The sequence below is a fragment of the Streptomyces sp. NPDC031479 genome, from assembly GCF_055581065.1.
Map to the genome: position 1 here is coordinate 43,947 of NZ_JBVIKC010000007.1, position 16,939 is coordinate 60,885.

18 protein-coding genes are annotated in these 16,939 nt (G+C 74.7%); 10 read left to right on the forward strand and 8 right to left on the reverse strand.

Annotated elements, in window-relative coordinates:
• Positions 1 to 7 precede the first annotated feature (7 nt).
• Positions 8 to 2,896: a BTAD domain-containing putative transcriptional regulator gene (locus ACZ5D2_RS10575; RefSeq protein WP_468928606.1), complete on the forward strand. Its 2,889-nt coding sequence runs from the start codon at positions 8 to 10 to the stop codon at positions 2,894 to 2,896.
• Positions 2,897 to 2,931: 35 nt separating this feature from the next.
• Positions 2,932 to 4,146 (forward strand): FAD-dependent monooxygenase, encoded by a 1,215-nt coding sequence (locus ACZ5D2_RS10580; protein ID WP_371680517.1) that lies wholly within the window; start codon positions 2,932 to 2,934, stop codon positions 4,144 to 4,146.
• Here ACZ5D2_RS10580 and ACZ5D2_RS10585 read toward each other — a convergent pair.
• Positions 4,116 to 5,072 (reverse strand): GlxA family transcriptional regulator, encoded by a 957-nt coding sequence (locus ACZ5D2_RS10585; protein WP_371680516.1) that lies wholly within the window; start codon positions 5,070 to 5,072, stop codon positions 4,116 to 4,118. The two genes, ACZ5D2_RS10580 and ACZ5D2_RS10585, sit on opposite strands and share 31 nt — an antisense overlap.
• 92 nt (positions 5,073 to 5,164) lie before the next feature.
• On the opposite strand from ACZ5D2_RS10585, the gene ACZ5D2_RS10590 reads away from it, so the two are divergent.
• Together ACZ5D2_RS10590 and ACZ5D2_RS10595 are read left to right on the forward strand one after the other, a co-directional pair.
• Entirely contained in the window at positions 5,165 to 5,758 is a 594-nt protein-coding gene (locus ACZ5D2_RS10590; RefSeq protein WP_371680515.1) for an MBL fold metallo-hydrolase, read from the forward strand.
• Positions 5,759 to 5,906: 148 nt separating this feature from the next.
• Positions 5,907 to 6,770: a class I SAM-dependent methyltransferase gene (locus ACZ5D2_RS10595; protein ID WP_371680514.1), complete on the forward strand. Its 864-nt coding sequence runs from the start codon at positions 5,907 to 5,909 to the stop codon at positions 6,768 to 6,770.
• A 33-nt stretch (positions 6,771 to 6,803) separates the two neighbouring features.
• On the opposite strand, the gene ACZ5D2_RS10600 is transcribed toward ACZ5D2_RS10595, so the two are convergent.
• Positions 6,804 to 7,085, reverse strand: a complete 282-nt coding sequence (locus ACZ5D2_RS10600) for a hypothetical protein (protein ID WP_371680513.1) — start codon at positions 7,083 to 7,085, stop codon at positions 6,804 to 6,806.
• 250 nt (positions 7,086 to 7,335) lie between these two features.
• Here ACZ5D2_RS10600 and ACZ5D2_RS10605 point away from each other — a divergent pair, with 250 nt between their 5' ends.
• Positions 7,336 to 8,277: a hypothetical protein gene (locus tag ACZ5D2_RS10605; protein ID WP_468928609.1), complete on the forward strand. Its 942-nt coding sequence runs from the start codon at positions 7,336 to 7,338 to the stop codon at positions 8,275 to 8,277.
• A 56-nt stretch (positions 8,278 to 8,333) separates the two neighbouring features.
• Here the strand turns inward: ACZ5D2_RS10605 and ACZ5D2_RS10610 are convergent, their stop codons facing one another.
• Together ACZ5D2_RS10610 and ACZ5D2_RS10615 are read right to left on the reverse strand one after the other, a co-directional pair.
• Positions 8,334 to 8,684 carry a hypothetical protein gene (locus ACZ5D2_RS10610; protein WP_266846052.1) on the reverse strand — a complete coding sequence of 117 codons (351 nt, stop codon included), beginning with the start codon at positions 8,682 to 8,684 and terminating at the stop codon, positions 8,334 to 8,336.
• A gap of 130 nt (positions 8,685 to 8,814) precedes the next feature.
• Positions 8,815 to 9,411, reverse strand: a complete 597-nt coding sequence (locus tag ACZ5D2_RS10615; protein ID WP_371680511.1) for a hypothetical protein — start codon at positions 9,409 to 9,411, stop codon at positions 8,815 to 8,817.
• A gap of 103 nt (positions 9,412 to 9,514) precedes the next feature.
• Here ACZ5D2_RS10615 and ACZ5D2_RS10620 point away from each other — a divergent pair, with 103 nt between their 5' ends.
• Positions 9,515 to 10,714: an MFS transporter gene (locus ACZ5D2_RS10620; RefSeq protein ID WP_468928612.1), complete on the forward strand. Its 1,200-nt coding sequence runs from the start codon at positions 9,515 to 9,517 to the stop codon at positions 10,712 to 10,714.
• Between the two features lie 21 nt (positions 10,715 to 10,735).
• Here the strand turns inward: ACZ5D2_RS10620 and ACZ5D2_RS10625 are convergent, their stop codons facing one another.
• A complete protein-coding gene (locus ACZ5D2_RS10625) occupies positions 10,736 to 11,584 on the reverse strand; it encodes an aldo/keto reductase (RefSeq protein WP_371680509.1) in 849 nt (282 codons plus the stop codon).
• A gap of 303 nt (positions 11,585 to 11,887) precedes the next feature.
• Here ACZ5D2_RS10625 and ACZ5D2_RS10630 point away from each other — a divergent pair, with 303 nt between their 5' ends.
• Both ACZ5D2_RS10630 and ACZ5D2_RS10635 read left to right on the forward strand, forming a co-directional pair.
• Positions 11,888 to 12,442 (forward strand): YceI family protein, encoded by a 555-nt coding sequence (locus ACZ5D2_RS10630; protein ID WP_371680508.1) that lies wholly within the window; start codon positions 11,888 to 11,890, stop codon positions 12,440 to 12,442.
• A 69-nt stretch (positions 12,443 to 12,511) separates the two neighbouring features.
• Positions 12,512 to 12,997, forward strand: coding sequence for a hypothetical protein (locus tag ACZ5D2_RS10635; RefSeq protein ID WP_371680507.1), 486 nt, complete (start codon positions 12,512 to 12,514; stop codon positions 12,995 to 12,997).
• A 39-nt stretch (positions 12,998 to 13,036) separates the two neighbouring features.
• Here the strand turns inward: ACZ5D2_RS10635 and ACZ5D2_RS10640 are convergent, their stop codons facing one another.
• Positions 13,037 to 14,245: a cytochrome P450 family protein gene (locus ACZ5D2_RS10640; RefSeq protein WP_468928615.1), complete on the reverse strand. Its 1,209-nt coding sequence runs from the start codon at positions 14,243 to 14,245 to the stop codon at positions 13,037 to 13,039.
• Between the two features lie 152 nt (positions 14,246 to 14,397).
• Between ACZ5D2_RS10640 and ACZ5D2_RS10645 the strand changes: the two genes are divergently transcribed.
• A complete protein-coding gene (locus ACZ5D2_RS10645; protein ID WP_468928617.1) occupies positions 14,398 to 14,688 on the forward strand; it encodes a DUF6400 family protein in 291 nt (96 codons plus the stop codon).
• Positions 14,675 to 14,932, forward strand: a complete 258-nt coding sequence (locus ACZ5D2_RS10650; RefSeq protein WP_468928619.1) for a hypothetical protein — start codon at positions 14,675 to 14,677, stop codon at positions 14,930 to 14,932. Before ACZ5D2_RS10645 ends, ACZ5D2_RS10650 begins: the two co-directional genes overlap by 14 nt.
• Before the next feature lie 12 nt (positions 14,933 to 14,944).
• On the opposite strand, the gene ACZ5D2_RS10655 is transcribed toward ACZ5D2_RS10650, so the two are convergent.
• Positions 14,945 to 15,910, reverse strand: coding sequence for an aldo/keto reductase (locus tag ACZ5D2_RS10655; RefSeq protein WP_371680501.1), 966 nt, complete (start codon positions 15,908 to 15,910; stop codon positions 14,945 to 14,947).
• Between the two features lie 70 nt (positions 15,911 to 15,980).
• Entirely contained in the window at positions 15,981 to 16,934 is a 954-nt protein-coding gene (locus ACZ5D2_RS10660) for an MASE1 domain-containing protein (protein ID WP_371680500.1), read from the reverse strand.
• Between the last annotated feature and the right edge of the window lie 5 nt (positions 16,935 to 16,939).

The following is a 16,939-nucleotide window of genomic DNA, read 5'->3' on the forward strand; positions in this document are numbered from 1 at the left end:
CGCCCGCATGCGCTTCTCCATCCTGGGCGAGACTCTGGCACGGCACGACGACGGCACGGAGGTCGCCCTGGGAGGGCCGGCCCGGCGGGCGCTGCTGACCTTGCTGCTCGTGCGGCCCGGGGAGGTCGTCTCGGCCGACCTGCTGGCCGAGGAGACGGCCCCGCACGGGGCGACGTCGACGCACGCGCTGCACTCCCAGGTGTCCCGGCTGCGCGCGGTCCTGGGCCCGGCGGCGATCGAACGCACCGGTGCGGGCTACCGGGTGACGATACGTCAGGAAGATGTGGACGCCTGCCGGTTCGAGCGGCTGGCCCGCGAGGGGCGGGAGGCGCTCGACGCCGGCGACGCCGCGCGGGCGGTCCCGCTCCTGCGCGAGGCGCTCGACCTGTGGCGGGGGCCGGCCCTGGCCGACCTCGCCGAGAGCCGGACGGCCGGGGCCGCCGCCGCACGGCTGGAGGAGGGGCGGCTCGCCGCCCTGGAGGACCGCATCGAGGCCGAGCTGCGGCTCGGCGGACACCGGGCGGTCGCGGCCGAACTGCGCGAGCTGGTGGGCCGTCATCCGCTGCGGGAACGGCTGGCGGGGCTGCTGATCCGGGCCCTGGCCGCCGAGGGCGGGCAGGGCGAGGCACTGGTCGTGTTCGAGGAGACCCGCCGGCACCTGGCGGACGAGCTCGGCTCGGACCCGTCGGCCGATCTGACCGCACTCCACCGGGAGTTGCTGAGCGCGAGCCCCTCGTCGGGCCCCACCGCTCCCCCGGCCCAGCTGACCTCCTTCGTCGGCCGCGCCACGGAGGTCGAGGAAGTGTCCTCCCTCCTGCGGGCGGCCCGGCTGGTCACCCTCGTCGGCCCCGGCGGGGTCGGCAAGACCCGGCTGTCGGTGGAGGTCGCGGCGGACAGCGGCGACGAGGTGTGCTTCGTCGAGCTCGCCCAGGTGCGCGAGGGAGCCGATCCGGCGCAGGCGGTGCTGGGGGCACTCGGCCTGCGGGAGAGCGGGCTGCAGCTGGGGCCCACCGGGCAGACGCCCGTGGAGCGCCTGGTCATGGCCCTGTCCGACCGGGCGCTGCTGCTCGTGCTGGACAACTGCGAGCACCTCGTTGACGGGGCCGCCCTGCTGGCGTCCCGCCTGCTGGCGGCCTGTCCGCGGCTGCGCGTGCTCGCCACCAGCCGCGAGCCGCTCGCCGTCATCGGGGAGAGCCTCTGGCCGGTGCGGCCGCTGGACGACACGGCGGCCGCCCGGCTGTTCACCGAGCGGGCCGCGGCGGTGCGGCGGGGGCCGGCTCCCGCCCCGGAGACGGTCGGCCGGATCTGCGCGGCCCTGGACAACCTGCCGCTGGCCATCGAGCTCGCGGCGGCACGGCTGCGCACGCTGGAGCCGGAGGACCTGGCGGGCCGGCTGGACGACCGGCTCGGGATCGGCGCGGCCCGCGGCAACCGCAGCGCCGAGGAACGCCACCGGACCCTGCGGGCGCTGGTCGCCTGGAGCTGGGAGCTGCTCTCCGAGTCCGAGCAGCGTGCCGCGCGGCGGTTCACCGTCTTCGCCGGCGGCGCGGCGCCCGACGCGGCGCGGCGGGTGTGCGGAGCGGACGGCGACACGCTGGAGTCCCTGATCGACAAGTCGCTCCTGGAGGTCTCGGGCGGCCGCTACCGGATGCTGGAGACGATCCGCGCGTACGGCGCCGAGCAGTTGGAGGCGGCGGCCGAGGACGAGGACGTACGGCGGGTCCACGCCCGGCTCCTCCTGGACCTGGTGCGGGCGGCCGATCCGGACACCAGGGGCGGCGATCAGCTGCGCCGGCTCGTGGCGCTGTCGGCCGAGCACGGGAACCTGATCGCGGCGCTGGCCTGGACCATCGAGGCGGGCCGGTGGGAGACGGGCCTGGAACTCCTCGCCTCGGCTTCCTCCTACCTGTGGATCCGCGGCGTCTGGGCCTCCGTCTCCCCGCAGGCCGCCGCGTTGCTGGAGGGCGTCGGCACGCAGGTGCCGGAGGGCTCCGGCGAGGAGTACGCGGTCTGCGTGCTGCTGGCCGCGGCCGGGGACGGCGGCGCGGCCGTGTGGCGGCGCCACCGCGCGCGGGCCGGGCGGGAACTCGCCGCCGCCTGGCCGGGCGGCCGGACGGGCCGCTACCCGGTGGTGCTGCTGTCGTGGATGATGCGCAACGCGACCGAGAGCGACCCCGGCGAGGCCTTCGCCCTCGTCTCGGCCCAACACGACTGCGGCGACCCGTGGGTACGGGCGGCCGCCCGCTACGTGGCGGGGTTCGGGCCCCTCGGCGAAGGGGACGGCGCGGGAGCGGAAGCGGCCTTCGCGGAGGCCGCGGACGGTTTCCGGGCGGTGGGTGACCGGTGGGGCCGGGCGCTGGCGCTGGACGTACTCGCGGGCCTCGCGGGCGCGCAGGGGGACCGTGCGCGGGCCGTCGCCCTCACCGACGAGGCGCTCGCGCTGACCCAGGAGCTCGGGGCCCTGGAGGACAGCGCCGACCTGCTGGTCAACCGGGGCGACCACGTCGTCGACGCGGATCCGGCGGCCGCCGGCGCCGACTACGCGCAGGCCGCCGCCCTGGCCCGGAGCGCCGGCAGCCCGGCGGGCCTGGCCGCCGCCCTGCGCGGACTCGGCGACATGGCCCTCCTGGCGGCCGATCCGGGCGGGGCGGAGCGCCTGTACGCCGAGGCCCTGGAACGCGCCGACCCGCACTGGGTCAAGAGCGCGGGCAACCGGGTCCGCATCCTCGCCGGCCTCTCCCTCGTCGCCGGGCTGCGCGGCGACGGGGTGACGGCCCGGGACCGCGCCCGGGAGGCCGCCGATTACGCCCGGACGCTCACCGGCCGGGACACCCGGGAGGCGCTGCGCATCCTGGGCCTGCCGGAGCCGCTCACCGAGGCGGTCAGCCGGATGTGAGCGCCCGGTGAGCCGCCCCGTACAGGCTGACCCGCATGACGAACACGCAGAAGAACACCACGGTCCTGATCTCCGGCGCCTCCGTCGCGGGCCCCGCCCTCGCCTACTGGCTCCACCGGCACGGTTTCCGCCCGACCATCGTCGAGCGCGCCCCCGCCCTGCGGGAGGGCGGCTACGCCGTCGACTTCCGCGGCCGGGCCCACCTGTCCGTCCTCGACCGGATGGGCCTCCTCGGGGAACTCGACGCCGTCCGCACCCACACGGGCTCGATGAGCTACGTGGACACCGACGGCCGGACCCGCGCCACCCTCCCCGCCGACCTGTTCGCGGGGGACCTTGAGGTGCTCCGCGGTGACCTCGCCCGGGTCCTCCACGACGCCACGGAGGACCACACCGAGTACGTCTTCGGGGACTCGATCACCTCCCTGACCCAGGACGCGGACGGCGTGGACGTCACCTTCGAACACGGCGCGCCCCGCAGGTTCGACCTGGTGATCGGGGCCGACGGAATGCGCTCGACGACCCGGAGGCTGGCGTTCGGGCCGCACGACCGGTTCGTGCGCCACCTCGGCGTCCACTGCGCGATCTTCACCACCGACAACCACCTCGGCCTCGACCGCACGGGCCACGCCTACCGCACCGTGGGCCGGCTGGCGGCGATGTACAGCGCCCGCGACAACACCGAGGCCAAGGCCGTCTTCTACTTCGCCTCACCCGAGCTGGACCTCGACCGCCGGGACGCGGCACGCCAACAGGACGTGCTGGCCGAGCAGTTCTCCGGCAACGGCTGGGAATGCGAGCGGCTGCTGCGGGACATGCGGCGCGCGCCGGACTTCTACTTCGACTCCGTCGCTCAGGTGCGGATGGACACCTGGTCGCGGGACCGGGTCTGCCTGGTCGGCGACGCCGCGTACTGCCCCTCCTCGCTGTCGGGGATGGGCTCGGGCCTGGCGCTCGTAGGCGCGTACGTCCTGGCGGGGGAACTGGCCGCCGCGGCGGGCGACCACCACGTCGCCTTCGCCCGTTACGAGGAGCGGATGCGCGCGTACGCGGAGGGCTGCCAGAAGATGGGCGACGGGGTGGCGAAACTGATGGTCCCGGGCAGCCGCTTCCTCGCGGCGTTCCTCAACCGCTACTACCGCCTCATGCCCTACCTGCCGGGAAAGGACATGGCCGCGAAGATCGCCCGCAAGGCCGCCGAGAACATCGACCTGCCCGACTACGGGGTGCGCGTGAACGAGCGGCGGTAGGTGCGGGGCGGTACTCCGCGGCGGCGCACGAACTGGGCGCGGAGCACGGCCGCGCTGCCGTAGCCGACCTGGCGGGCGACCTCCTCGACCGGCAGGTCAGTCGTCTCCAGGAGTTCCTCGGCGCGGCTGAGCCGCAGGCCGAGGAGCCAGGCGTGCGGGGTGGTTCCGGTGGCGGCGGTGAAGCGGCGGGCGAAGGAGCGCCGGCTCATCAGGGCGCGGCGGGCCAGTTCGCCGACGGGCAGGGGCTCGTGGAGGTGCGTACGGGCCCAGGCGAGCACGTCGGCGAGGCGTTCGTCCTGGCAGTCCTCGGGTACGGGGGTGGCGAGGTACTGGGCCTGCCCGCCGTCGCGGTGGGACGGCAGGACCAGGTCGCGGGCGATGGCGTTGGCGGTCGCCGCACCGTGCTCGCGCCGCAGGAGGTGGAGGCACAGGTCGAAGCCCGCGGCGGCGCCGGCACCGGTGACGATTCGGCCCTCGTCGACGTAGAGCGCGTCCGCCTCCACGCTGATCGCGGGGTGGCGCCCGGCCAGCAGGCCGGCGAAGCGCCAGTGCGTGGTGGCGCGCAGCCCGTCGAGGAGCCCTGCCGCGGCGAGCGCGAAGGTGCCGACGCAGTGGGCCGCGACCAGGGCCCCGCGCGCGTGGGCGCGGGCCAGCGCGTCGAGCACGGCCGGACCGGGCGGGGTGCGGAAGTCCGCCCAGGGCAGGGCGATCACCAGGTCCGCCGAGGCCAGCCGCTCCAGGTCGTGTTCGACGAGCAGGGGCAGGCCGACGTCGGTGCGCACCGTGCCGGGGCGTTCGGTGCACAGGGCGAAGTCGAAGGGGGGCAGGCCCTGGCCGCGCAGGTCGAACACCTCGGAGACGATCGCGGCCCCGAGCATTCCCACTCCGGGCGGGGCGTAGGCGGCGACGGTCGCGAAGGGCGGCATGGGGAGAGTGTGCCACGTGTTGGCACGTTTCCTGCGATGGGTGGCAGTACGGCCACTCGTCGCGGTGCGGCGGCTCGCGAAGACTGGGGCACATGAACGACACCCCGCTCGGCCGCAGCGCCGCGTACACGATCCTGACCACCGGCTACACCCTTTCCACGGGCCCCGGCGTCGCCGCCACCGTCTCCTACGTCACGGACGGGGACCGCCATGTGATCGTCGACCCGGGCATGGTGGCCGGCCGTGACCGGATCCTCGGCCCGCTCGCCGCGCTGGGACTCGGCCCCGACGACATCACCGACGTGGTGCTCAGTCACCACCACCCGGACAACACCATGAACGTCGGCCTGTTCGGCGAGGCCCGCGTCCACGACCACAAGGCGATCTACCGGAACGACCAGTGGACCGACCGCGACGCCGAGGGATACGAGCTCGCCCCGTCCCTGCGGCTGATCCGCACCCCGGGGCACAGCGCGGAGGACATCACGCTGCTGGCGGGCACGGAGGCGGGGGTCGTGGCGTTCGTGGGCGACCTGTGGTGGCGGCCGAACGGCCCGGTCGAGGACCCGGTGGCCCCCGACCACGAGGTGCTGCTCCGTTCCCGGCTGCGGGTACTGGACGCCGCGGACGTGATCGTCCCGGGCCACGGCCCCGCCTTCCCGGCCGATGACACGGCGCCGCGCTAGGCCGTCCCGTCCGGATCCTGCCCGACCCGCGACGCCCGGGTGACCGCCGTGCCGCCCCGCCGGCTCCCGCCGATACTGGAGCCACGGCCCCGGTGCCGTGCGCCACGCGCCGGCCGGGCCGGCGTGAGCGGGAGGCGGTGACCGATCCATGGGCGCACAGGCGTCGGCGGGCGACGGGCCCCGGCCCGGTGACGACGTGCCGGGCCGTTACGGCACGGCCGTGTTCCGGCCGGAGCAGGCCGGTGAGGGCGAGCGCATCGACCTCGGCGCGCTCGCCTACGACGACATCACGCTCGCCCGGCTGACGGCCCTGGGCGCGGGACCCGGCTGGAGCTGCCTGGAACTGGGCGCGGGCACCGGCAGCGTCGCCCGGGGGCTGCTGACGCGGGCCGGCGTGACGAGCGTGCTGGCCGTCGACCGCGACGTCCGTTTCCTGGCCTCCCGTCCACAGCCGGGCCTGGCCACCCTGGAGGCGGACATCGGCGACCCCGCCTTCGATCCCGGGCGCTTCCACCTGGTGCACGCCCGTTTCGTCCTGATGCACCTGCCCGAGCGGGAGCGTCTGATCTCCCGCTTCGCCCGTCTGCTGGTCCCCGGCGGGGTGCTGGTGCTCGGCGATGCCGTGGACCTGACGACCGCGGCGGCGCCCGCGACCCCGTACACACGGGCCGTGCGCGCCATGTGGCAGGGGCTGCGGGCGACCATCGGCACCGACGTCGACTGGACGCCCCGGTACCCGGAGCTGCTGCGCGCCGCCGGGCTGACGGAGGTGGCCGCCGAGATCCACGTCCCGCCGCTGCTCCCGGGGAGCCCCATCAGCCGTTTCTGGGCCGACACCTGGGACCGGGCCCGGACGGCGATGACCGCGACCGGGCTCGTGGACGACGCCGCCGTGGACGCGGCCGTCCGCTACCTGGACTCCCCCGACTGCGCCGCCCTGTCACCCGGGCTGATCACCGCCTGGGGCCGGCGGCCCGGAGCGGGTGCGCGGGGCGGGCGGGCGGCCGGGTAGGCCCCGGGCGGGAGCCGGGAAGCCCGCGCAGGGTCAGCGGTCCCCGGTGCCCAGGCGGGCGCTGATCAGCTGTGCGGTCTCCTCGTGCAGGCGGGCGCGGCGTCCGGGTTCCCCGACGCGGGCCAGTTCCCCCCGCAGGGCCCGTTCCGTACGCATCACCGTGGCCCGGGGCACGGGCACCCGCTGCCCGGGCTGCTCCGTGAACGGCCACAGCTCGGCGGCGACGGCCTGGGCGTCGTCGAGGGCGCTGCGGCGCAGCGAGAGGAAAACGCGGGCGAGCCAGTCGGCGGGGATCTTCACCATCAAGTCGGTCATGTCAAGGCAACGACGGCCGGTCGTCTCCGTGACACCGGCTACCCCGGCCGGCCCAGCGTTGCTCCGGTCCGGCGAACCGCTCACCTGCCTGGTCGACAGCCCCGGCCCCGCCAACGGCGGCTCACGGGCGGGGACCGCTGGGATGGGCGTCGCGTGGCGGGGACGCCCGGCCCACGGGAAGCCCAGACGCCCACGCACCTGTCCCCTCGCACTCCCGCGGCCCCTTCGGCGGCCGGCGGTGAAGGAACTCATGAACCTCAAGCAGCATCCCGTAACGACCAGGCGGCCCCGCGTCCGTTCCCGGGTCCTCCTCGCCTCCCTGGCCGCCGCGGCGTCCCTGACCGGCCAGGTGGTGGCGATGGCTCCGGCCGCGTCCGCCCACGGGCCGGGGCCCTCGGGCCCGAAGCCGGCGCCCGCCGCCCAGCACAAGCAGAACCCGTCGGACAAGGACAAGGACCACGGCGGGAACAGGGACGACGACGGGGACGACTGGGGCAAGGAGAAGGACAAGGACAAGAAGAAGCCCCCTCAGGTCATCCACGGGCTGCAGCAGTTCACCTCCGACAACACCTTCACCCCGCCGCCGGGCGTCACCTCGGTGTTCGTCCAGGCGTGGGGTGCCGGTGGCGGGGGCGGCGGCGGTGGCGGAGGCGGACTCAGCTCTGCCCGTGCCTACAACGGCGGCAACGGCGGTGGCGGCGGTGCGGGCGGCTTCACCTGGTGCGCCGTCCAGGTGACCCCGCAGACCGCGTACGGGGTGGACGTCGGCGACGGCGGCGACGGCGGCGCGGGTGGTCCGGCCGCGACCACGCGCGGCCCCGGCTCGGCCGGCGGTGCCGGCACCGCGGGCACCGCCTCCTCGCTGACCCGTTCGTCGGACAGCACGCTCCTGCTCAACGCGACCGGCGGAGGCGGGGGCGGCGGCGGCGCGGGTGGCGGGGTCGTCGACGGCGCCAACGGCGCGGGCGGGGCCGGCGGCACCGGCTGGTGCTCCACCGGCGGGGTCAACCTGAACGGCGGCAACGGCAGCTCCAACGGCACGGGCGGGGTCGCCCCCGACGGCATCGTCGGGCTGCCGCCGAACACCGTGGCCGGCGGCAACGGCGGCGAGCGCGGCACCGGCGGCGAGGCCGCCCGGCCCGGTGGCAACGGCAAGGACGGCGGCAACGGGTACGTGGTCATCTACTGGTGACACCGTCCCGCCGGCCCCGCCCCCGCGGCGGGGCCGGCGGCACCCCGTACGGCGCGTCAGTGGATGACGCTGAAGCTGCGCCAGGGCAGGGAGACCGGAGCCGTCACGTTCGAGAGGGTGGTGGCGACGTAGACGCCGTCCGCCCGGTCGGTCTTCTCGCAGTTCTCCGTCCGGTACAGGACGACGTCGACGAGGGTGTTGTTCTCGACGTGGGTGGCGCCGCGCGGCAGGTTGATGCGGTGGCAGCCGTTGACGTTCGTGTTGGAGTACGAGAGCGCGACCGGGGAGTCGTGGCCGCGGAAGGTGAGCATGCCGACCGTGCTCCGGCCCAGGCCCGAGCAGGCGGTGGCGGTGAGCAGCAGGGCTGCGACCCCGGTGATGACGCCGGTGCGCCGGTGGTGGGACATGGCGGATCCTCGTCTGTGCGGTGGTGGCTCTCCTGCCCGCAGCCTGCACCGACGGCGCTCCGGCGGCATCCGTTGCGCGGCCGGCCGGATGAACCCGGCCCGCGGCGGACGGGGCGCCGGGCGCGTCGGGTCAGGCCCGGTCCTCCCGGCAGGGGCGCCGCTTCGCCCAGGCGATCACCGTACTGAGGCCGATCAGGGCCGCGCCCCACAGGCCGGCCTTCCAGGGCCGCGTACGCCCCTCCAGCTCGGGGGACACCCGGTGCGCCGGGTCGAAGGCGACGCGGATCCGCTGTCCTTGCCCGGCGACGGGCCGGTCCTCCTTGAGTTCGGCCGGGTAGCCCCCCGGGCAGTCCAGTACGAGCCGGTACACCGTCCGCGTGGGCGGCGCCCCCTCCCCCGCGGAGTTCTGGACCCTGGTGTGCACCTCGCGCACCGCACAGGTGGCGGCGGCAGTGCGGGCCGCCGTCTGGTCGGCCGCCGCCACGGCCAGCAGCAGCCCCAGGGACAGCAGCAGCGCCCCGAAGAGGCCGCCGGCGCCGCCGACGAGCACGGAGTACGCCGCGCAGACGCCGAGGATCAGCACGGCTCCGCCGACCACGGCGACCGCCCCCGAGGGCGCGGAGGAGGCCGCGTAGCACCAGCTCGCCCCTGCGTACACGGCCCCGGCGGCGAGGCCGGGCAGGGCCACGGTGGCGAGCCGCCACCCCGGTCGGACCATCTCTGTCATGAACACCACCCCCGCAGGGGGACGCCCGTCACCCCGCCCCCGGTTGCCCCCGTGCCCGGCGCGCGCCGGGCACGGGGACCCGCGCGGGGTTACCTTCGGCGGCATGGACGGTGATCGCCGGCAGTGGCGCCAGTGCTTGCTCGCCGGGGCCGTGTTCGCCGTGTGCATGGCGGGCACCACGCTCCCGACCCCCCTCTACGGCCTCTACCAGGAGGAGTTCGGCTTCTCCGAACTGACCGTCACCGTCGTGTACGCGGTCTACGCCTTCGCGGTCATCGGGGTGCTCGTGCTGGCGGGCAACGCCTCGGACGCGGTGGGGCGGCGGCCCGTGCTCTGGACGGGCCTCGCGTGCGCTGCCGGCAGCGCCGTCTGCTTCCTGTGCGCCTCGGGCCTCGGCTGGCTGTACGCGGGACGGGTCCTGTCGGGCTTCTCCGCCGGGCTGTTCACCGGCGCGGCGACGGTGTTCGTGATGGAGCTGGCCCCGCACGGCGGCACCTCCCGGGCCACGTTCGTGGCGACGGCCGCCAACATGGGCGGGCTCGGGTGCGGTCCGCTGCTCGCCGGACTGCTCGCGCAGTACGCGCCCTGGCCGCTGTACCTGCCCTTCTGGGTGCACCTGGCGCTGGTGGCGGGCTCGGCGGCGGTGCTGGCACGGCTGCCGGAGACCGTACGGGAGCGGCGTCCGCTGAGCACCGTACGGCCCCAGCGGCTCCGGCTCCCCGCACAGGTGCGGCCGGTGTTCGGACCGGCGGCGATCGCCTCGTTCGTGGGGTTCGCGCTGTTCGGGGTGTTCACCTCGGTCAGCCCGGCGTTTCTCGCCGGGTCCCTCGGCGTTCACGACCCGGCGGTGAGCGGACTGGTCGTCGCGCTCGCCTTCTTCGCCTCGACCGCCGGGCAGCTGGCGGTCGGCCGGGTGGGCGTACGGCGGTCGCTGCCGCTGGGCTGCGCCGTACTCCTCGCGGGGCTGGCACTGCTCGCGGGGGCGCTGCGCTGGGACCTGCTGGCGCTGGTGGTGCTGAGTGCGCTGGTGGGCGGCGTGGGGCAGGGGCTGGCCTTCCGGGGGTCCCTGTCCGCGGTGGCCGGGGCGTCCCCGCCGCACCACCGGGCGGCGGTGATCTCCACCCTGTTCGTGGTGGCCTACACGGGCATCTCGCTGCCGGTGATCGGCGTGGGGGTGCTGACGGGCCCGCTCGGGCTGGAGGGTGCCGGACTGGTGTTCATCGCCTGTATGGCCGTCCTGATCGCCGCGGCGGCGCTCTACCTGCTGCGCCGCCCCGTGCCGGCGCCTGCGCCGGCACCGTGAGGACGGCCGCCCGGCCGTTCCTCAGGTGCCGATGGTGACGTTGCCGAGTCGGCTGACCACGGCCGGGTCGCGGTGGTCGAAGAACACCGACGCCCCGGTGTCCAGGGCCGCGATGTCCGCCATGTCCTCGGCGGTGAGCTCGAAGCGGAAGACGTCGAGGTTCTCCGCCATCCGCTCCGGGCGCACCGACTTGGGGATCACCACGACCTGCCGCTGGACCAGCCAGCGCAGTACGACCTGTGCCACCGACCTGCCGTGCGCGGTGGCGATGCGGGCGAGCACAGGATGGGTGAAGAGGTTGTTCCGGCCCTCGGCGAAGGGCCCCCAGGACTCGATCTGGACCCCGCGCTCGGCCATCAGTTCCTGATCGCCGGTGCGCTGGTGGAAGGGATGGGTCTCGACCTGGTTGACCGCCGGGGTGATCTCGTTGTGGTCCATCAGGTCCAGCAGCCGGTCGGGATGGAAGTTCGAGACCCCGATGGCCCGGACCAGCCCCTCGCGCTGGAGGTTCTGCATGGCGCGCCAGGAGCCGTAGACGTCCCCGTACGGCTGGTGGATCAGGTACAGGTCCACGTGGTCCAGGCCGAGTTTGCGCAGCGAGGTGTGGAAGGCGGGGCCGGCCCTGTCCTCGCCGGCGTCGGAGATCCACAGCTTGGTGGTGACGAACAGCTCGTGGCGCGGGACGCCGCTGCTCCTGATCGCGCGGCCGACGGCCTCCTCGTTGCCGTAGGCGGCCGCGGTGTCGAAGGAGCGGTAGCCGGCGGCGAGGGCTTCGCCGACGGCCCGCTCGGTCTCCTCCGGCGGAATCCGGTAGACGCCGAAGCCGAGAATCGGCATCTCGACGCCGTTGTTCAGGGTGACGTGCCGCATGGGGGGTCCTTACGCGTGGGACGTGCGCGGGCCGGGGCCGGTGCTCGGGCCCGGGCGGTGCCCGGACGGACGCCGGCCCCTTCTCGGCAGCGGTACCCCGAGGGCGGCGCCGCCTCCCGGCGGGTGCTCCATGTGGCCGCCTCCTCCGACGGGACCCGGGTCAGGAACGCGCCCGTCGTCCTCGGTCGCCGATCGGGTGACGCGCGGGCGCGGTGGGCGTGGTCGCACGCGCCCGTCAGGGCGGGTCTGGCTAGCGTGGTCCAGCGCTTCCCCCCCGTCCCCCAGCCCCCGCGGAGCAGGTCCATGACCACGACCCCCCTCACTTCGCTCACAGGGAACTACTCCCTCGACCCCGCCCACACCCAGATCGGGTTCGTGGCCCGGCACGCGATGGTCACCAAGGTCCGCGGGGCTTTCAACGAGTTCGAAGGCACCGCCCACCTGGACGGCACGGATCCCGCGAAGTCGTCGGCGACGGTCACCATCAAGGCCGCCAGCATCGACACCCGCAACGAACAGCGCGACGGCCACCTGCGCACCAACGACTTCCTGGACGCCCCGAACTTCCCGGACATCACCTTCGTGTCCACCGGCGTGGAGCCGCTGGACGAAACCCACTTCCGCGTGACGGGCGACCTCACCATCAAGGACGTCACCCGGCCGATCGGCATCGAGTTCGAGTACCAGGGCAGCGCGACCGACCCGTTCGGGAACCTGCGGGTGGGGTTCGAGGGTTCGGTGCCGATCAGCCGGAAGGAGTACGGGATCACCTGGAACGCGGCCCTGGAGGGCGGCGGCGTCCTGGTCGGCGACAAGGTCGTCCTGGAGTTCGAGGTGTCAGCGATCCGGCAGGCCTGACCGGGTCGGCTCCCCCGCACCGGAAGGAGGGGGTGTCGCCGCCGGGCCCGGATCGGCCATGATCGGGCGGTGACCCCTCTCGACGAACGTCTGACCGGCCTGTGGGACAGCGCGCCCCTGGAACAGGGCGCGATGGAAACCAGTGCACTCGTCTTCCTGCCCGACGGCCGGGGCTGGAGCCGTTTCGAAAGCTTCAGCTCCGAGCTGAGCGTCGGCCGGTTCCACTGGAGCTGCCCCGGTCCCGGCCTGCTGGAACTGCGCTACACGTGGCGGGTCGGCGGGCAGTGGGGCCCCGACGCGGACGGCTTCGCCGCCGTGGACCACAGCGGCCCGGACGGGGAACTCATCCGCACGGGGTACCGGGTGGACGGCGGAACCCCGTCGCCTTCCGGGCCCCCCGGGGCCGGCGGCGCGGCCACGCTGACGCTCGATCACCCGGTGGAGTTCGCCCACGCCTTCGCCCGTCAACGCCGGCCGGTGGGGCCGGCCGACGACCCGTCGGCCGCCGTGGTCCCGTACCCTCCGGAGCCCGGCACGACGCCCGGCCCCTGTTGACGGGGAGGGGCCACGGGTGCGGCCCCTCCCCGAACCGGATCACCAGCGGACGGGCAGCTCCCGTACGCCCCTGATCAGCATGCCCGGCACCCAGGCCGGCTCGTCCCCGTCGGCGCCGTCGGTGAGGCCCGGGAAGCGGTCCAGCAGGGAGCGGAGCGCGATGCGGCCCTCCAGGCGGGCCAGGGGCGCCCCGAGGCAGTGGTGCAGGCCGTGGCCGAAGGCGATGTGGCCGCGGGCGTCACGGCGGATGTCGAAACGGTCCGGGTCCGCGAAGCGCGCCGGGTCCCGGTCCGCGTCGGCCATGGCGATCAGGACGGCGGAGCCGGCCGGGATCACCACCCCGCCGATCTCCACGTCCTCCAGGGCGAGACGGTCGGTGCAGGTCTCCACCGGCCCGTCGTAACGGAGCATCTCCTCGATCGCCCCGTCCAGCAGACCGGGGTTCGCGAGCAGGTCGGCGAGCTGGTCGGGGTGGGCGAACAGTGCCCGCATCCCGTTGCCGATCATGTTGACGGTGGTCTCGTGCCCCGCGATGAGGAGCAGGACGCACATGCCGATGAGCTCGTCGGGCGAGAGGCTGTCGCCGCCCTCGTCGACGGCGTGGATCATCGCGCTGAGGAGGTCGTCGCCGGGCGCGGCGCGCTTGGCCTCGATGAGCCCGACGAGGTACCGGGGCATCTGCGCGTACGCGGCGGCCTCGGCCTCCGGGCTGGTGCGGGAGACCATCTCGTTGGACCAGCCGCGGAACGCCCCGCGGTCCAGTTCCGGTACCCCGAGCAGCTCGCAGATCACGGTCATGGGCAGCGGGAAGGCGAAGGCGTCCACCAGGTCGGCCTGCCGCTCCGGGAGCGCCGCCATGGCGTCCAGCAGGTCGTCGGTGATCTCCTGGATGCGCGGGGCCAGGGTCTCGATCCGCCGCGGGGTGAACGCGCGTGCCACCAGACGGCGCAGCCGGGTGTGGTCCGGCGGGTCGGCCATGAGCATGTGGGCGAGCGCGGGGTGGTCCTGCTCGGTGTTGATGATCTTGCCGATGTCGCCGGAGCGGCGCCAGTCGCGGCTCAGCCGGGGATCGGTGAAGGCCGTGCGGCCCGCCTCGTGTCCGACGACCAGCCAGACGTCCTGGCGGTCCGGCGTGAGTACGTGGTGGACGGGCCCCTCGGCCCGCAGTCGCGCGTAGACCGGATACGGGTCGCGGACGAAGTCCGGACTGAGTTCCAGCAGATCGAGCACGTCAGGCCGAGTCGCCATTCCATTCCCCCTGAATCGAATGCGTCGCGGGATCACTCCGCGGATACATGTATCCCCCACAGTAGTGGCGCCCATACGGCCGCCCGGCGGCCTGCTGTGACTCCGCCCACCCTCCCTTGACCGGGGAAAGAAGGGTTACCTAACTTCGAGGTATGACCCCCCACGACCGGATGCCCCCCACCGGCCCCGGCGGCCCCACCGAGCCCGGTGGCCCCGCCCTGGTGCCCTTCGACGTCGACCTGTCCTCTCAGGAGGTGGCCCGGCGCGCCCAGGTGATGGCCGCCCTCGGCCCCGACTGGGACCCCATCGAGGTGCTGCGCGGCGAGGAGGCGGCGTACGACCTGCTGTACTCCGGCCTCGACGCGGAGCAGCAGCGCGTGTACGACGAGCTCGTCGCGGCCGGGGTGCTGCCCGCGCGCGGGGGCGGCCGTGCTGCCGCTTGACCCGCAGGCCGACATCGGGCGACGCGCCTGGGTGGCCTGCCCGAACTGCGATGACGCCCGCGGGTGCGCCCCGTGCGGGGAACGCCGGAGCTGCTCGGAGCACTGGCGCTACCTGCTCTCCAACACCGGGAGCCTGCTCCACCTCCAGTGCCCGGGGTGCACCCACGTCTGGGAGCACGAGAGCGGCTTCGGGGCCACGCGCTCCCTGTGGAAGCGCATCGGCAGCGGCCTGACCGGCCTCTGACCGGCCCCTGGCTCAGGGCAGCGGAAGGCCCCGGGCGGTGGTCCACAGGGCGTACCACTCCTCGTGCGTGAGGTCGGGCGCGCGCAGGGAGGCGTCGCGGCAGGCACGGATGCGGTCGGGGCGGGCGGTGCCGATGACCGGGGCGATGTCGGCGGGGTGCCGCGTCAGCCACCACAGCAGGACCGACTCCGGGGTGGTGTCCTTGCGGCGGGCGAGGTCGGCCAGGAGCTCGGCCGTGGCGTGTTCGGCGGGGGTCTGCTGGCCGCCGGTGAAACGTCCCCGCGCCAGGGCGCCCCAGGCCTGGAGACGGATGCCGTGCTCCTGGCAGTGCTCCAGCGTGCCGACCGGGAACCCGTGCGCGGCCCCCTCGGGCGTGTTGAGCAGGACCCCCGCCTCGACCCAGGCGCGGCTGTGCAGGCTCATCTCCAGCTGGTTGGCGACCAGCGGGACGTCCAGGCGGGCCTGGAGGCGGGCGATCTGCGCGGCACCCGTGTTGGAGACCCCGAAGCCGCGGACGAGGCCCTGCCGGTGGAGGGACATCAGGGCGGAGGCGATGTCGTCCGGGTCGGCCAGCGGGTCGGGGCGGTGCAGCAGCAGGACGTCCAAGGAGTCGGTCCGCAACCGGGCCAGGCTCTCCTCCACCCGGCGGACGATGCTCGCGCCGCGCAGGTCGTAGAGGCCGGGGCGGTCCCCGTCCGGGAGCCGGATGCCGCACTTGGTCTGCAGGACGATCCGCTCGCGCAGGCCCGGGGTACGGGCGAGGACCTCACCGAAGACCGCCTCCGCCTTGCCGTGGCGGTAGATGTCGGCGTGGTCGAAGACGGTGATCCCGATGTCCAGGGCGGCGTGGACGGCGGCCTCGGCGACGTCGACGTCCCCGGGTCCGTACGGCTGCGGATCCCAGCTCCCGCCGAGTCCCATGCACCCGTACAGCACCCGGCCGCCCTGCCCCGCACCCACCACGCTCGCGTTCGTCACGGGGCCCAGCGTAGGTGCCGGGCCCGGACGTCCGGCGGCCCGCCCGGCCCGCCCGGCCCGCGGCGCCGGGCTAGTCCGTCGGTTTCCGGGGCGCGAGGTGGGCCACCACCTCCGCCAGGTCCTCGCACACCTCCTCGATCTTCATCCGGATGTTGTTCTGCTCGGTGACCAGGGCGGCCAGCAGGAGCCCGGTCAGGGCCGCCGCCCCGTTGAGGGCCTGGAGGTTGACCATGATCTCCAGCAGGGTGTGCCCGGCGAACGGGCCGACGCGGTCGGTGGCCGCCGAGATCGCCAGGACCGACACGAGCAGGGCGCACGGGGCGCTCCCGGCGAGCTGGAAGCGCACGGCCGCCCAGATCAGCAGCGGGAAGACGAGGAAGAGCAGGGACAGGGTGCTCCGCGTGGCGAGGATCGTGCCCGCGGCGGTGGCGACCGCCAGGGCCACGGCCTCCAGCACCCGGTACGGGTCCTGCGGCCACCGGGGCCGGCGCAGGACCAGCAGCAGGGGGGTCACCAGCAGCACCCCCATCGTGTCCCCCGTCCACCAGGCGGACCACACGGCCCAGAAGTTCGAGGCCGGCAGGTTTCCGGTGATCAGCAGCGTCCCGCAGCCGGTGCCGGCGCTGATCAGCATCGGGAGCAGGCCGCCCAGGAAGACGAGGGCGGTCCCGTCCCGCAGCCGGTCCAGCTCGGTGCGGAAGCCCACCAGGCACAGCAGCGCGTAGGCGCACAGCGGGGCGAGGACGTTGCCCGCGACGATCCCGACGTCCGTCACGCTGAAGGAGGCGAGGTCCTCGATGGCGAGGTACGTGCCCACCGCGATCCCCGGCCAGATCCGGGGGCCGAACCACAGGAGGGAGGCCAGGGCGATGCCGGTGGGCGGCCACAGGGGTGTGACGACCGATCCCTCGACGACCACCTGGCACAGCAGGCCGAGCCGGGCGGACGCGTAGTAGGCCGCGGCGACGGCGAGGATCCGCGACAGCGCCAGGGCCGGACCTCGCCATTCCACGGTGCGCATCACAGCAT

Bases quoted from the DNA above. Each gene is read 5' to 3' on its own strand.
- ACZ5D2_RS10645 (WP_468928617.1), top strand. From the start codon at position 14,398: ATGACCCCCCACGACCGGATGCCCCCCACCGGCCCCGGCGGCCCCACC.
- ACZ5D2_RS10620 (WP_468928612.1), top strand. From the start codon at position 9,515: ATGGACGGTGATCGCCGGCAGTGGCGCCAGTGCTTGCTCGCCGGGGCC.
- ACZ5D2_RS10610 (WP_266846052.1), bottom strand. From the start codon at position 8,684: ATGTCCCACCACCGGCGCACCGGCGTCATCACCGGGGTCGCAGCCCTG.
- ACZ5D2_RS10625 (WP_371680509.1), bottom strand. From the start codon at position 11,584: ATGCGGCACGTCACCCTGAACAACGGCGTCGAGATGCCGATTCTCGGC.
- ACZ5D2_RS10640 (WP_468928615.1), bottom strand. From the start codon at position 14,245: ATGGCGACTCGGCCTGACGTGCTCGATCTGCTGGAACTCAGTCCGGAC.
- ACZ5D2_RS10575 (WP_468928606.1), top strand. From the start codon at position 8: ATGCGCTTCTCCATCCTGGGCGAGACTCTGGCACGGCACGACGACGGC.
- ACZ5D2_RS10630 (WP_371680508.1), top strand. From the start codon at position 11,888: ATGACCACGACCCCCCTCACTTCGCTCACAGGGAACTACTCCCTCGAC.
- ACZ5D2_RS10615 (WP_371680511.1), bottom strand. From the start codon at position 9,411: ATGACAGAGATGGTCCGACCGGGGTGGCGGCTCGCCACCGTGGCCCTG.
- ACZ5D2_RS10605 (WP_468928609.1), top strand. From the start codon at position 7,336: ATGAACCTCAAGCAGCATCCCGTAACGACCAGGCGGCCCCGCGTCCGT.
- ACZ5D2_RS10600 (WP_371680513.1), bottom strand. From the start codon at position 7,085: ATGACCGACTTGATGGTGAAGATCCCCGCCGACTGGCTCGCCCGCGTT.
- ACZ5D2_RS10595 (WP_371680514.1), top strand. From the start codon at position 5,907: ATGGGCGCACAGGCGTCGGCGGGCGACGGGCCCCGGCCCGGTGACGAC.
- ACZ5D2_RS10580 (WP_371680517.1), top strand. From the start codon at position 2,932: ATGACGAACACGCAGAAGAACACCACGGTCCTGATCTCCGGCGCCTCC.
- ACZ5D2_RS10585 (WP_371680516.1), bottom strand. From the start codon at position 5,072: ATGCCGCCCTTCGCGACCGTCGCCGCCTACGCCCCGCCCGGAGTGGGA.
- ACZ5D2_RS10590 (WP_371680515.1), top strand. From the start codon at position 5,165: ATGAACGACACCCCGCTCGGCCGCAGCGCCGCGTACACGATCCTGACC.